Annotated in this window: 14 protein-coding genes; 5 read left to right on the top strand and 9 right to left on the bottom strand. The window is 67.7% G+C overall.

All coding sequences use genetic code 11. From position 1 onward, the window contains the following. Window positions 1-7: 7 nt before the first annotated feature. Window positions 8-673, bottom strand: a complete 666-nt coding sequence (locus BMZ21_RS00335) for a DJ-1/PfpI family protein (protein WP_091828556.1) — start codon at window positions 671-673, stop codon at window positions 8-10. A 74-nt stretch (window positions 674-747) separates the two neighbouring features. Between BMZ21_RS00335 and BMZ21_RS00330 the strand changes: the two genes are divergently transcribed. Further along, window positions 748-1,710: a GlxA family transcriptional regulator gene (locus BMZ21_RS00330; protein ID WP_091828554.1), complete on the top strand. Its 963-nt coding sequence runs from the start codon at window positions 748-750 to the stop codon at window positions 1,708-1,710. A 12-nt stretch (window positions 1,711-1,722) separates the two neighbouring features. Here BMZ21_RS00330 and BMZ21_RS00325 read toward each other — a convergent pair whose 3' ends face one another. Then, entirely contained in the window at window positions 1,723-2,901 is a 1,179-nt protein-coding gene (locus tag BMZ21_RS00325) for an E22 family MetX-like putative esterase (protein ID WP_091828553.1), read from the bottom strand. 82 nt (window positions 2,902-2,983) lie between these two features. Further along, a complete protein-coding gene (locus BMZ21_RS00320) occupies window positions 2,984-4,099 on the bottom strand; it encodes a M20 family metallopeptidase (RefSeq protein ID WP_091828551.1) in 1,116 nt (371 codons plus the stop codon). A gap of 182 nt (window positions 4,100-4,281) precedes the next feature. Here BMZ21_RS00320 and BMZ21_RS00315 point away from each other — a divergent pair, with 182 nt between their 5' ends. Further along, the gene (locus BMZ21_RS00315; protein ID WP_143079618.1) at window positions 4,282-4,545 is read left to right on the top strand and encodes a hypothetical protein; all 264 of its coding nucleotides are present in this window, start codon (window positions 4,282-4,284) and stop codon (window positions 4,543-4,545) included. Here the strand turns inward: BMZ21_RS00315 and BMZ21_RS00310 are convergent. From BMZ21_RS00310 to BMZ21_RS00300, 3 genes are all read right to left on the bottom strand, one after another. Further along, window positions 4,532-6,118, bottom strand: a complete 1,587-nt coding sequence (locus tag BMZ21_RS00310) for an ABC transporter substrate-binding protein (protein ID WP_091828547.1) — start codon at window positions 6,116-6,118, stop codon at window positions 4,532-4,534. The two genes, BMZ21_RS00315 and BMZ21_RS00310, sit on opposite strands and share 14 nt — an antisense overlap. Window positions 6,119-6,238: 120 nt before the next feature. Continuing rightward, entirely contained in the window at window positions 6,239-7,450 is a 1,212-nt protein-coding gene (locus BMZ21_RS00305) for a DUF2336 domain-containing protein (protein ID WP_091828545.1), read from the bottom strand. Then, window positions 7,447-8,583, bottom strand: a complete 1,137-nt coding sequence (locus tag BMZ21_RS00300; RefSeq protein WP_091828543.1) for a transglycosylase SLT domain-containing protein — start codon at window positions 8,581-8,583, stop codon at window positions 7,447-7,449. The genes BMZ21_RS00305 and BMZ21_RS00300 overlap by 4 nt, the downstream gene beginning before the upstream one ends. Before the next feature lie 136 nt (window positions 8,584-8,719). Here BMZ21_RS00300 and BMZ21_RS00295 point away from each other — a divergent pair, with 136 nt between their 5' ends. Continuing rightward, window positions 8,720-9,211 carry a MaoC family dehydratase gene (locus BMZ21_RS00295; protein WP_091828541.1) on the top strand — a complete coding sequence of 164 codons (492 nt, stop codon included), beginning with the start codon at window positions 8,720-8,722 and terminating at the stop codon, window positions 9,209-9,211. Next, the gene (locus tag BMZ21_RS00290; protein WP_091828539.1) at window positions 9,211-10,089 is read left to right on the top strand and encodes an HpcH/HpaI aldolase/citrate lyase family protein; all 879 of its coding nucleotides are present in this window, start codon (window positions 9,211-9,213) and stop codon (window positions 10,087-10,089) included. The genes BMZ21_RS00295 and BMZ21_RS00290 overlap by 1 nt, the downstream gene beginning before the upstream one ends. Window positions 10,090-10,131: 42 nt before the next feature. Here BMZ21_RS00290 and BMZ21_RS00285 read toward each other — a convergent pair whose 3' ends face one another. The 3 genes from BMZ21_RS00285 to BMZ21_RS00275 are packed head-to-tail and all read right to left on the bottom strand — an operon-like array spanning window position 10,132 to window position 11,509. Next, window positions 10,132-10,323, bottom strand: a complete 192-nt coding sequence (locus BMZ21_RS00285) for a hypothetical protein (RefSeq protein ID WP_091828537.1) — start codon at window positions 10,321-10,323, stop codon at window positions 10,132-10,134. Between the two features lie 5 nt (window positions 10,324-10,328). Continuing rightward, the gene (locus BMZ21_RS00280) at window positions 10,329-10,934 is read right to left on the bottom strand and encodes a flavin reductase family protein (protein ID WP_091828535.1); all 606 of its coding nucleotides are present in this window, start codon (window positions 10,932-10,934) and stop codon (window positions 10,329-10,331) included. A gap of 5 nt (window positions 10,935-10,939) precedes the next feature. Next, window positions 10,940-11,509 (bottom strand): nitroreductase family protein, encoded by a 570-nt coding sequence (locus BMZ21_RS00275; protein ID WP_091828534.1) that lies wholly within the window; start codon window positions 11,507-11,509, stop codon window positions 10,940-10,942. A gap of 192 nt (window positions 11,510-11,701) precedes the next feature. Here BMZ21_RS00275 and BMZ21_RS00270 point away from each other — a divergent pair, with 192 nt between their 5' ends. Then, window positions 11,702-12,565, top strand: a complete 864-nt coding sequence (locus BMZ21_RS00270; protein ID WP_143079617.1) for a hypothetical protein — start codon at window positions 11,702-11,704, stop codon at window positions 12,563-12,565. Window positions 12,566-12,567 lie beyond the last annotated feature (2 nt).

The raw sequence follows: 12,567 nt of genomic DNA, 5'->3' as shown, positions 1-12,567 counted from the left end.
CCGCAGCCTACAGCGCCGCCAGCAGCTTTTCGCGCGCCGCGCGCGAGCCGGCAAGGCGCTGCCTTGCCGCAGCCAGGATCGCCTCCGGCGCCTCCTGCGGCGTGCCGGCCCGGAACGGCGGCTCAGGCGCATATTCGAGCGAGAGCTGGATCAGTTGCGCCTCCTCCTCGCCGAGCAGTTCGGCGATCACGGTGAGCCCGAAATCGATGCCGGAGGTGACACCGCCCGCCGTGATCAGATTGCCGTCGCGCACCACGCGCCCCTCGGTCGGGATCGCGCTGAAGCGCGCCAGCAGGTCATGGGCGTTCCAGTGGCTGGTCGCGCGCTTCCCTTTCAGCAGCCCGGCCATCCCCAGTACCAGCGATCCCGTGCAGACCGAGGTGAGATAGCGCACCTGCCCGGCCCGCTCGCGCAGGAAGGCGAGGACGGTCTCGTCAGTCAGCAGCGGATTGACCCCGGCCCCGCCCGGCACGCAGAGCACATCGAGCGGCGGGCACTCGGCGAAGGTCGTGGTCGGCGTCAGTGTCAGCCCGGTCGCGGCCTTGAGCGGCGCCTTATCCTTCCAGATCAGATGCACCTGCGCATCCCTTGCCGACGCGAAGACCTCATAGGGGCCGGTCAGATCGAGCTGCTGGACCTGCGGAAAGACGAGAATGCCGAAGCTGAGGGACATGGGCGGAACTCCTGATTGACGGGAGCAGCCTAGCAGGCAAAGCTCTGGCCGAACTGCCAAGCACCCCTCGCTTCATGCCAAACCCGCGCCGCATCGAGATCCTGACCTTTCCCGGCGGGCAACTGCTCGACGTCGCCGGGCCCTTGCAGGTCTTCGCCACCGCCAACGACCTCGCTCATCTCGCCGCTCGACCCCTGCCCTATGAGACGGCGGTCGTCGCTGGCGAAGGTCGCGTGATCACGAGCGCGCGGCTCGAGCTTGGCGCGGCCCCACTTCCCGAGCCGGCCGCGCCGCTGCACACGCTGGTCGTCGCCGGCGGCTACGGCGTCAACGCAGCCTGCCGGGATGCGGCACTCGTCGACTGGGTCCGGCAGCGCGCCGCGGCGGCGCAGCGTGTCGCCTCGGTCTGCAGCGGCGCCTTCCTGCTGGCGTCGGCAGGCCTGCTCGACGGCAGGCGCGCCGTGACGCATTGGGGCCGCTGCGCCGAGTTCCGGGCGATGTTCCCGGCGGTGAAGCTGGAGCCCGATCCGATCTATATTCGCGACGGCGAGGTCTGGACCTCGGCCGGCGTCACCGCCGGCATCGACCTCGCGCTCGCTCTGGTCGAAGCCGATCTCGGCCGCGAGCCGGCGCTCGCCATCGCCCGCCAGCTCGTCGTCTTCCTCAAGCGCCCCGGCGGCCAGGCCCAGTTCAGCGCAGCGCTGACGTTGCAGGAGAAGGACGAGCGCTTCGACCGGCTGCATGGCTGGATCGTCGAGAACCTGCGCGGCGATCTCTCGCTGGAGCGGCTGGCCGGACAGGCCAATATGAGCCTGCGCAGCTTCGCGAGGCACTACCGCGAGGCGACCGGCCGCACGCCGGCCCGCGCCGTCGAGGAAATCAGGATCGAAACGGCGCGCCGCCTGCTCGAACAGGGCCTGTCCGTCGCCCAGGCCGGCCGCCGCTGCGGCTTCGGTTCCGAAGAGACCTTGCGCCGCGCCTTCCTGCGCCGGCTCGGCGCGAGCCCGCAGGCCTATCGCGAGCGCTTTGCCGGATAGCGCAGCCTACGGCTACTTCTCCAGGAACGCCTTCACTGCCCCTTCCGCCTGCTTCATCGAGATCACGCCGTCGAGATGGCCGCGCGTGCCCTGGATGGTCACATGGGTCACGTCACGCCCGGCCTTCTTCGCTTCGGCGACGGTGCGCTGGATCATCTCGTCGGGGAAGACCAGGTCTTTGGGCTGATTGACGATCAGAAGCGGCGCCTTGATCCGGCTCATCGCGTCGGCGAGCGACTTGCCGCCGGCGGCGTAGAGCTGGTTTGCCTTGACCAGATAGAGGAAATGGTTGGCGTCGGAGACCTTGGCGCGCGCTTCGCCGGCATTGTCGAGGATGCTCTGGACCTGAAACTTGTTGCCGAGCGCTTTCCCCGGGTTCTCGCCCTCCTTGGCTGGGCGGCGGCCAAAGGTGCCGTTGGTCCAGTCGCCATGATTGGCCTGCAGCGTCACCACCGTCAGCGCCTTGGCGAGGCCCGCATTGGGCGGCGTCTTGCCGTAATAGTCGCCCTTGTTCCAGTTCGGATCGACCAGGATCGGCGCCGCCCAGACGTCGAGCCAGGCGATCAGCTGGGCGTCGGCCTCGGCCGCCCCGATCACCGCCATCGCCTTGCCGACCATGTCGGGATAGCTTGCCGCCCATTCATAGGTCTGCAGCGCCCCCATCGACGGACCGGCGACCATGACCAGCTTCTTGATGCCAAGACTCTCGACCAGGGCCTTCTGGACGTTGACGAAATCGCCGATGGTCACGACCGGGAAATCGAGCGCATAGGGTTTGTTCGTATCCGGGTCGATCGAGGCCGGGCCGGTGGTCGTCACCTTCGGGTCGCCGGTGTTGAGGTTCACCAGCGTATCGGAGGACAAGACGAAATACTTGTTGGTGTCGATCGCCTTGCCCGGCCCGATGATCGCGTCCCAGTAGCCGGGCGCCGCGTCGGCGACCGCATATTTGCCGGCGGCGTGCGAATTGGCCGAGAAGAAATGGCAGATCAGGATCGCATTGGACTTGTCGGCGTTGAGCGTGCCGTAACTCTCCCAGCCGACCTTGACGTTCTTTAGTGTCCTGCCGCCCTGCGTGGTGTAGCTCGGCAGCTCGAAGACCTTCTTCTCGACGATCAGATCCTGCGCCTCAGCCATTCCCGCCACCATCACGCCTACCACGCCGAGCACACCTGCGATCCAGCCCTTCATGCCGCACTCCTCCGCTCCGGCCGGGTTCTTGGCCTTGAACGGATCAGAGCGGATTTGTCCGGCTAACGGAAGGGGGGCGCTCTCACAGCGTCTCCAGCAGCCCTTTGATCAGCGCCCGGCGCGGCGCGATCGAGGAGATCAGCGCGTATTCCTGCAAGGTGTGGGCACCATCGCCGTCGATGCCGAGCCCGTCCAGCGTCGGGATGCCCAGCGCCGCGGTGAAGTTGCCGTCCGAGCCGCCGCCGGTCATCGGGCAGTCCTGCAGGTCGAAGCCGACCTCGGCGGCCACCGCCCGCGCCTGCTCGAAAAGCGCTGCGACTTCCGGAGATTTCTCATAGGGCGGCCGGTTCATGCCGCCGGTGATCGAGAGCTTCACATCCGGATCATGAGCCTTCAGGCCGAGGATGCGTTGCTCCATCGCGACACCATCAGCAACGGTGGTGACGCGGCAATCGACGCTGAACCAGGCATGCTGCGGGATGACGTTGGCCGCGGTGCCGCCGCCGACCAGCGCGACCGTCGTGGTGATGCCGCGCGAATAGTCGGTCATGCCCTCGATCGCGAGGATCTGGTGCGCCGCCTCGCGGATGGCGTTGCGGCCATCGGCATGGCGCGAGCCGGAATGCGCCGGCCGGCCTTCGAGCTTGACCTCGAACCGGCCGACGCCCTTGCGCGCCGTAACGATCTTGCCGCCCTCGCGCGCCGGCTCGGTCACGAGCACCGCCATCGCCTCGCGGCCGATATCCTCGATCAGCTCACGCGAGGTCGGGGAGCCGATCTCCTCGTCCGGCGTGAACAGGAAGACCAGCGGCCGCTGCGCCGTGCCGGCCTTGGCGGCGTCCTTGAAGGCTTGCAGGGCGAGCCAGGCGCCGCCCTTCATGTCATACACGCCGGGGCCGTAAAGGCGGTCGCCCTCGACGCGGACGGCCAGGTCCTTGGCGCTGGTCCCGACCGGATGGACCGTGTCGAGATGCGACATCAATGCGATCGCCTTCTCGCCGTTCCGGACACCGGCACGCAGGATCAGGGTGTCGCCAAGCCCGTCACGGCCGGGAACGCGCTCGACCGCGATCGGCAGGCCTTCGACCTCCCTGGCGACGAGGTCCATCATGCCGTTGACGCCGGGCACGTGATGGGTGGGGCTCTCCAGCGCTACCCAGACGGTCAGCGCGGGGACGGCGGGATGGTGAATGGTCATTATGAGGAGGGTTTTCGCAGGAAAGCGTGGCGATAACGGGACATTGGCCGAATTGCCGGCGTTGTCCATGTCGAAACGCGCCTGGCAGCCTTGCGGGGGCGGCGTTTCAGAATTTTTTCGACGTGGTGTCGGCAGCGCCGATCCTCGTCCGTCCTCGACGCAGACCCGCCGAGGACCAGACGATGCGCCCGCCTGCCGCTCCCACCATTGCCATAGTGCCGGCCTTGTATTGGCTGCGCAGCGTCATGGCAGCGCTGGCCGGCTTCGTCGCGGTCCTCGTGCTCGCGCTCCTCGCCGATCAGCTCCTGCGCTCGCTCGGTCTGCCGCCGCCGGCGGCCCAGCTCACACCGGAACTCGGCCGCCAGGCACTTGCAGCCTGGCTGCGGGCAGGCTGCCTGCTGCTCGGCGGCCTTCTCGCCAGGGCCGCGCTCGCTAGGCGCGCTTGACGTTCCAGAAGGTCGGGAAGCTCGGCAGCACACCAGTGAGCTTGCGGCTGAAGGCCGTCGGCTGGAAATACTGGCCCAGCGGCGCGTAAGGCACGTCCTCGAAGGCCTGCTTCTGAAGTTCGGCCGCGATCTTCTGCTTCCCAGCGAGGTCGGAGGCCTCCATCCAGGCCTCGCGCAGCGCCTCGATCTTCGGCGCCACTGGCCAGCCCGGCCAGGCGGCCATGCCATTGCCGCGCAACGAGATGTGGCCGACCGGGTCGAGAATATCGATGCCGTTCCAGCCGGTGAAGAAGCAGTTCCAGCCGCCATTGCCCGGCGGCTCCTTGTTGGCCCGGCGCGTCACCACCGCGCCCCAGTCCATCACCTGGTAGTCGACGTTCATGCCGATGCGCTTCAGCATCTCGGCGCCGACCTCGCATTCGGCCTTGAGATTGGCGAGATCGGTAACGCCGAGCAGCACCACCTTCTCGCCCTTGTAGCCGGCAGCCGCCAGGGCCTGCTTGACCTTGGCGATATCGCGCGGGCCATTCAGCACCTCCACGCCGGCCTCGTTCGCCATCGGAGTGCCTGGCGGGAACAGCCCGACGCCGGTGCGCCACAGCGTCTTGTCGGGGCCACCGACCGCCTCCATGAACTCGGCCTGGTCGATCGCCATCAGCACGGCGCGGCGGATCGCCGGATTGTCGAAGGGCGGATGCAGATGGTTCATCCGCATGATCGCGATCGAGCCGGTCGTCTCCTTGATCGCGACCTCGAGCTTCGGATCCTTGGCCAGCAGCGGCAGGATGTCCGGCAGGGGCTGCTCGACCCAGTCGATCTCGCCGCTCTGCAGCGCCGCCGCCGCGGTCGCCGGGTCCGGCAGGGTGTGCCATTCGATCCGCTCGACATGGACGATCTTCGGTCCAGCGGTGCGGCCGGGCTTGCCGTCGCCGCGCGGCACGTAACCGGTGAACTTCTCGTAGACCGACCGATTGCCGGGCTGGCGCTCGCTCGCGATGAAACGGAACGGTCCGCTGCCGATCACCTCGGTGATCTGCGTCGTCGCCTCGGTCTTCGCCAGGCGCTCCGGCATGATCACCGGCACCGAGGCCGTCATCTTGGCGAGCGCGTCGGGCAGCAGCGGGAACGGCTTCTTCAATCTGAAACGCAAGGTCTTGTCGTCGACAGCGACCAGTTCGTCGGTCTGCGCCATCAGCGTCTGGCCGAAGGAATCGCGCTTGGCCCAGCGATTCAGGCTGGCGACGCAATCCCTGGCCAGCACCGGCGTATCGTCGTGGAACTTGAGGCCCTCGCGCAGCTTGATCGTCCAGCTCTTGCCATCGGCCTCGGCGAGCGCGCCTTCGGCCATTTGCGGCTGCGCCTTGTAGCTCTCGTCCTGTCCGAACAGCGTATCATAGGCGAGGAAGGCGTGATTGCGCGTGACGGTCGCCGTCGTCCAGATCGGATCGACGACGGCAAGGTCGCCCTGCGGCACGAACTTGATGACGTTCTTATCGGCCCCGCGGCCGATATTGGGTTTGCTGACCGCGATTGCGGCAGCCGTGCCTGCGATGAAAGCGCGACGTGTCGGCATTTCAAGCTCCCTGGCAACAGGGCGTCGATCCGGGATGGTGGAGCCCTGGCGATACGGCGGCCGTCAGGCAACCAGCATGCCAGCAGCCGGTCAAGCCGGCGGCGGAATCACCCGGATCGTTCAGGCCGCGTCGCGCAGGTCGCCGAGATCGAGCTCGATGAGGAAGTTCGGATCGGCTTCGACCAGCAATGCCAGGGCCGCATCGTCGGCGAGCGAATCCGCTAGTGCCCGTGCCTCGTCGCGGGCCGCCTCCGCATCGAGCCTGCGCAACAGCGCCATCAGCGCATTGGCCCCAGGACCTTCCAGGCTCTCGCAGGCGATCAGGACCTCCGCCAGAAGGTTACGGTCAATGCCGCCCCTGCCGTGGGATCCGGGGCCCACTTGCTTCAGCGCTTCCACGGCGGCGGCGAAGGCCGGCAGCAGGGCCTCCGGCATTGCTGCCTTGCGATAGAGCGCCCTGAGGCCGGCCCCGCGCCGATCCCAGAGCAGTGCCTGCACGCGCTTCAGCGGCAGGTCGGAGAGCGCCGCGAAGGCGGATTCGGCGAGGGCCGGCTCGCCGCTCAGCAGCGAGCGCAGGATCACGCCCGGCGTCAGGCGGCCATTCTCGCGCAGGCAATCGACGATCGCCGGTGCATCGCTCGCCTCGCCGCCGGCCGCGAGCGCGACCGCGACCCGCTCGGTCGATTCGCGGGCGAGCCGGGCGCTGCGCTCCTCGGTCAGCCAGCCGCAACCCGAGACGAAGGCGGCGAGCGCATCGGAAACCTTGGCGGCGATCGCCTGGCGCAAGCCCGGCGGCAGGTCGTCGCGCGCCAGCATGGCCTCACGCACCGCTCCTGCCTCGCCCTCGCGCTCGAAGATGCGCTCCAGCGAGAAATCGGGAATCTCGGCGGTCGGATTGGCGAGCAGGACAACCAGCGCCTCCTCGCAGCCGACCTCGGCCAAGGCAGCGCAGATGCCGGGCGACAGCCAGGACCGCTGCGCGATCGCCCGCTGCGCGAGGCCGTCTCCAACGGCTGCGGCATCGACGAGATCGGCCTCGGTAAGCACCGGCGACTGCGCCAGCAACAGGGCAGCGATGTCGCTCTGCTCGGCGATCAGCCCCAGCACCAGATTGCGCGGCGCCTGCGGCGCGGCAGCGAGTTCCTCGGCAAGCGCACGGCGGACCAATGGCGAGGGGTCGTCGACCAGTGATATGAGGGCCGTCTGCGCCTCGCGCTTATCCTCGGGCGACATCGCCGAGCGCAGATAGGCGCCCGCCAATGCGGCAGCCCCTTTCGCACGTGCCTCAGCCGGCGCAGTGCGGGCCCAGAGCAGGAAGCGACGGACGATCATCCGCGCCTCCCATGGAGCATGAACTGGCTGAGATCGAGCGGCCCGCGCCGCTGGCGCCGGGTGGCGACTGTCTCGCTGGACGCCGTCTGTGTATCCGCCACGGCGAGATCACGCGGCCGCGACGGCGGCAACGGCGCGCTGACGGTGGCCGAAGCGGTCGTTGCGCTCGCGCTGTCCGTCTTGGCGGTCTTGCCGGCGGATGAGGCTTCGCCTTCGCTCGTCGTGGCGCTCACACGCGGGAAATAGCGGGTCGCCGGATCGTCGCCGGTCGTACGGGACGTGCTGTTGCTGCGCGGCGTGGTCCAGAGATTGGCGACGGCCTTCGAAACCGGCGCACGCGATCCTTCGGTCGAGAACAGGCCGATCAGCCCCCTTGCCCGATCTGGCGCAAGCGCCGCGGCGATCGGTGCGACCGGGGGCTCGGACGCGTAAGCGGTCGCTGTCGTAGCAGTACCCGTAGGCTTGGCCTGCGCCAGCATGGCGCCGGTCGTCGCTGCGACCTGGGTGTTGGCATGGCTGGCGGCGAGCAATCCGTAGACCTCCTGGGCGCTGCGGGCCCGGCCGGCCTTGTCGTAGAAGATCGAACGATTCGCCGCGGCCGCCTCCGGGAAATCGCGAGCGGCGGCACGCGTCGGGTCATTCCCGGCCGTACGGATCAGGTCGGTGGCGCCACGCGCACCCAGAACATGCGCCATGTAGAGCTCGCCGGCCTGCGGTTGGCGCCCGAGCGCCTGGCCGAGCTGCTCGGCATTCTTCTGCGTCAGCGCGCCGGCCATCACGGTTGCGACCTGCGGATCGGTTCGCAACTGCAGGATCTTCTCGCGCAGCGCCGGATCCGACACGGTCAAGCGGCCGCTGCCGTCCTCGCTGATCGCGCCGGCATAATTCGCCATGCCCTGCTTCGGCCCTTCCTGACGCATGATCGACAGCCAGGTCTGCTCGATGAACTGGAACAGGCCGGTCGCGCTCGAGGTGCGCGCTTTCGCATCCGGCTCCAGCGAGGATTCGCGTTGCGCGGTCTTGAGGAGATAGTCGAAGCCGACGCCGGTCTTGTCTGCGCCCTGCTTGATCGCGCTGACCACAGGATTGGCGGGCGTTGTCTCGCGGGTGCTCGGCGTGCTGAAAAGGAACATTGGGTCACTCGGGCCGCTGCCGTTCCAGGCGGACCGGAGCACACGCAGAGACTGGACCGATTATGGTAAGCGAACCGTTAAAACGGCCGTTTGCCGACCCCGGCCCGGACCGAAAAAGTGCCACAGGAGCAAGACGATGGCGGAAGCGATGCGGCATAGGCGCGGCGGGCTCTATTTCGAGGATTTCGAGATCGGCGTCTCGATCGAGCATCGGCTGACCCGCACGGTCACGCAGATGGACAACATGCTGTTCTCCAATATGACGCTGAATCCGCAGCCCCTGCACATCGACGCGCATTTCTGCGCGACCGAAACCGAATGGGGCAAGCCGCTGATAAACTCGCTGTTCACGCTCGGCCTGATGATCGGCATCTCGGTCAACGACACGACGGTCGGCACCACCATCGGCAATCTCGGCATGACCGACGTCACCTTCCCGGCCCCGCTCTTCGAGGGCGACACGGTGAACTGCGTCACGCAGATCGTCGCCAAGCGCGAATCGAAGTCGCGGCCGGACGCCGGGATCGTCGACTTCCACCACCGCGCCTACAAGCAGGACGGCACATTGGTGGCGCAGTGCCGCCGGCAGGCTTTCATGAAGAAGCGTCCCGTGGAAGGACAGGCCTGATGCGCTCGCTCCTCTTCGTCCCCGCCGACAACCAGAAGAAGCTGCAGAAGGGCCTGGACAGCGGCGCCGACGCGCTGATCCTCGACCTCGAGGATTCCGTCGCGCTCGATGCCAAGCCGGCTGCGCGCGAACTCGCCCGCGATTTCCTCAAGGAGGTGAATGGCCGGGCCAAGCGCCCCCGCCTGATCGTGCGCGTCAACGCACTCACGACGGGCATGACCGAGGCCGATCTCGATGTCGTCATGCAGGGCAGCCCGGACGCGATCATGCTGCCGAAGGCGGAGGGTGGGCCCGATCTCAGCCATCTCGCAGCCCATGTCGCGGTACGCGAGGCGGAGTATGACCTGCCCGACGGCGGGACCAAGATCATCGCGATCGCCACCGAGACCGGCAAGGGCATCTTCGGTCTCGGCAGCTATGCCGGCGCCAGCCACCGCCTCTCCGGCCTGACCTGGGGCGCCGAGGATCTTTCGGCCGATCTCGGTGCCGAGACCAACCGGCTGGAAAGCGGCACCTATGCCGATCCCTACCGGCTGGCACGCTCGCTCCTGCTCTTTGCGGCTTCGGCGGCGCAGGTCGACGCGATCGACACCGTCTTCACCGCCTTCCGGGACGAGGCGGCCTTGCGCACCGAATGCATCGCCGCACGCCGCGACGGCTTCACCGGCAAGATGGCCATCCATCCGGCGCAGGTGCCTGTCATCAACGAGGTCTTCTCGCCCTCGCCCGACGCGCTCGCCCGGGCCGAGGCGATCATCAAGCTCTTCGACGAGAACCCCGGCCTCGGCGTGGTCGGGCTCGACGGCGAGATGCTCGACCGGCCGCACCTGATGCGCGCCCGCCGCTTGAAGGCGCGGGCTGACAGATTGCGTCAATGATCCGGCGCAAGCGATTCCGCTGATTCGAGTTTCGGGACGCGGTCACCGGGTCCCGATCTGCCGGCATTGATGCCGCGCCGCGCTTGCCAGGCATTCCTGCGCCTTCTTGGCGGCGTTCAGTTCGCGCAGCAGCCAGAACCCCGCCCCGATCATCACCAGCACGGCAATGATCGCGAGCAGGTTCACGGTCATGCGCCATTGCTCGTCCGGCTCCTCGTCCTGGCGCCGGAACATGGCGCTCAGCCTCCGGCCGGCCGAACGATCGAGAACAATTCGCTGACCTCGGCATAGTCGCTGTAGCCGCAGCGCGCGATCGGATTGGCTTTGGCCGTGTCGAAGCGGCCGTCATGGACGAAGGCCTCGCCGACATAGGTCGCGACGACCTGGCCGAGGACCATCCAGCGCGGCACGTCGTTGCCGTCGATGTCCTTGAGCTGCTGGATCGAGAGCAGCTTGCATTCGAGCGCAGCGGGGCTGGCGGCGACCCGCGGTGGCTTGACGATGCGCGACGGCGCCATCTCCAGCCCGGCATGGACATATTCATTCTCGCCGCGCGGCAGCGGCGCCGAGGTCAGGTTCATCTGCTGGTCGAGCGCCTTGCTCACCAGGCTGCAGGTGAACTCGCCGGTCTCCTCGATGAAGGCCACCGCATCCTTCTTGTTCTCGGAGGAGAACATCACGATGTTCGGGCGTGACGAGATGGCGTTGAAGAAGCTGTAGGGCGAGAGATTGACCTCGCCCTTGGCGTTTACCGCGCTGATCCAGCCGATCGGCCGCGGCGTCACGATCGCCTTGAACGGATCGTGCCGGAAATCGAGATCGCGCCCTTGATCCGTGTAGTACATCGCGCTCATGCTCCGAACCGGCTGACGATCGCGGCAAGGTCCGGCCGCTCGCGGTCGGCCGGGCGGCCATCCGCCTTGCCGAGATGGACGAAGCCGGCGACGCGCTCGTCCGGCGCGAGCCCGAAGGCATCGAGCACCTTGCGGTCGAAGGCGAACCAGTTGGTCAGCCAGGAGCCGTTGAAGCCGAGCGCCTCGGCCGCGATCAGCATGTTCATGCAGACGGCGCCGGCCGAGAGCTCCTGCTCCCATTCCGGGATCTTCTCGTGCTTGCGGGCCCGCGAGACCACGGCGATCACGACGGGGGCATGGAGCAGGCGCTTGCGCTCGAAGGCGACCTTGTCCTCGTCGGCCTGCGGATTGCGTTCCTTGAAGACGGCTCCGACGATCTCGGCTGCCTTCTCCTTGGCAGCCCCGGAGAAGACGATGAAGCGCCAGGGCGCGAGCTTGCCATGGTCGGGCACGCGCGCCGCCACGGTCAGGATCTCGCGCAGTTGCGCATCGTCCGGCCCCGGAGCGGTGAGAAATTGCGGTGGCACCGAGCGACGGAGCTTGAGCAGTGAGAGCGTGTCGGTCATGAACGATCCGGAAGATGGCGCAGCGACGGGGATGACGGTTCCCAGTTAAGGTTTCGCCATGATGAGGACAAGCGAACCTGCTCCTTCCCCGGTGCAAGGATGATGACGGCGCAGCGCATGTTTCAACGCAAAGAATTGAAGACGGTGGCAGCGCTCCCCGCGAAAGCGACGCGTGCGGCGATGGCTGCGCTGATGATATCTGCGCTCACCGTCTCTTCGACGCTCGCCCAGACGCCCGGCGCGACGCCCTCGGCCACGACGCCCGGCTCGCCGCCGCCGGATATCGCCCCCGCCGCCCGCCCTGGCCAGGCGATACTCACCGTCAGCGCCCAGTTCTCCGGCAATCGCAAGCCGGTCCGCTCCGGGCTGGTCTGGCGCGTGCTGAGCGAATCCGCCGACGGCTCGCCGCCCAAGATCATCGCGCGCTCGAACAATGCCGAGCCCAGCTTCCCGCTCGATCCGGGCATCTATCTGCTTCACGCCGCTTATGGCTTCGCCAGCGCGACCAAGCGCGTCACGCTCGGCCCGCAGGGACTGACCGACCGGCTCAGCATCAGTGCCGGCGGCCTTTCGCTCGCCGGCTCGATCGGCGAGACGCCGATCGCGCCCAATCTGCTGAACTTCTCGGTGTTCGTGCCGCTGCAGGGCAATTCGGAAGGCCGCCTGGTCGCGTCCAGCGTCAAGTCAGGCGAGCTGATCCGCCTGCCCGAGGGCACCTATCACATCGTCTCGACCTATGGCGATTCGAACGCGATCCAGCGCTCCGACGTCCGGGTCGAATCCGGCCAGGTCACCCAGGCGACCCTGCATCACCGCGCTGCGCAGGTGACCTTGAAGCTCGTCGCCGGCCCCGGCGGCGAGGCCTTCGCCGGCACCGCCTTCAGCGTGCTCACCCCGGGCGGCGACGTCATCCGCGAGGCGATCGGCGCCTTCCCGCAGGTGATCCTGGCCGAGGGCGACTACGTGCTGATCGCCCGGCAGGAAGGCCAGGTCTTCTCGCGCGACTTCAAGGTCGAGGCCGGCCGCGACCGCGATATCGAGGTGATCGCTCGCTGAGG

This window comes from Allobosea lupini, assembly GCF_900109525.1.
GTDB lineage: Bacteria > Pseudomonadota > Alphaproteobacteria > Rhizobiales > Beijerinckiaceae > Allobosea > Allobosea lupini.
The sequence above is the reverse complement of the archived record's forward strand: the minus strand, read 5'-3'. Positions and strand labels throughout refer to the sequence as shown.

Coding starts and splice junctions, on each gene's coding strand:
- BMZ21_RS00335 (WP_091828556.1), bottom strand. CDS start 673: ATGTCCCTCAGCTTCGGCATTCTCGTCTTTCCGCAGGTCCAGCAGCTC.
- BMZ21_RS00330 (WP_091828554.1), top strand. CDS start 748: ATGCCAAACCCGCGCCGCATCGAGATCCTGACCTTTCCCGGCGGGCAA.
- BMZ21_RS00325 (WP_091828553.1), bottom strand. CDS start 2,901: ATGAAGGGCTGGATCGCAGGTGTGCTCGGCGTGGTAGGCGTGATGGTG.
- BMZ21_RS00320 (WP_091828551.1), bottom strand. CDS start 4,099: ATGACCATTCACCATCCCGCCGTCCCCGCGCTGACCGTCTGGGTAGCG.
- BMZ21_RS00315 (WP_143079618.1), top strand. CDS start 4,282: ATGCGCCCGCCTGCCGCTCCCACCATTGCCATAGTGCCGGCCTTGTAT.
- BMZ21_RS00310 (WP_091828547.1), bottom strand. CDS start 6,118: ATGCCGACACGTCGCGCTTTCATCGCAGGCACGGCTGCCGCAATCGCG.
- BMZ21_RS00305 (WP_091828545.1), bottom strand. CDS start 7,450: ATGATCGTCCGTCGCTTCCTGCTCTGGGCCCGCACTGCGCCGGCTGAG.
- BMZ21_RS00300 (WP_091828543.1), bottom strand. CDS start 8,583: ATGTTCCTTTTCAGCACGCCGAGCACCCGCGAGACAACGCCCGCCAAT.
- BMZ21_RS00295 (WP_091828541.1), top strand. CDS start 8,720: ATGGCGGAAGCGATGCGGCATAGGCGCGGCGGGCTCTATTTCGAGGAT.
- BMZ21_RS00290 (WP_091828539.1), top strand. CDS start 9,211: ATGCGCTCGCTCCTCTTCGTCCCCGCCGACAACCAGAAGAAGCTGCAG.
- BMZ21_RS00285 (WP_091828537.1), bottom strand. CDS start 10,323: ATGTTCCGGCGCCAGGACGAGGAGCCGGACGAGCAATGGCGCATGACC.
- BMZ21_RS00280 (WP_091828535.1), bottom strand. CDS start 10,934: ATGTACTACACGGATCAAGGGCGCGATCTCGATTTCCGGCACGATCCG.
- BMZ21_RS00275 (WP_091828534.1), bottom strand. CDS start 11,509: ATGACCGACACGCTCTCACTGCTCAAGCTCCGTCGCTCGGTGCCACCG.
- BMZ21_RS00270 (WP_143079617.1), top strand. CDS start 11,702: ATGATATCTGCGCTCACCGTCTCTTCGACGCTCGCCCAGACGCCCGGC.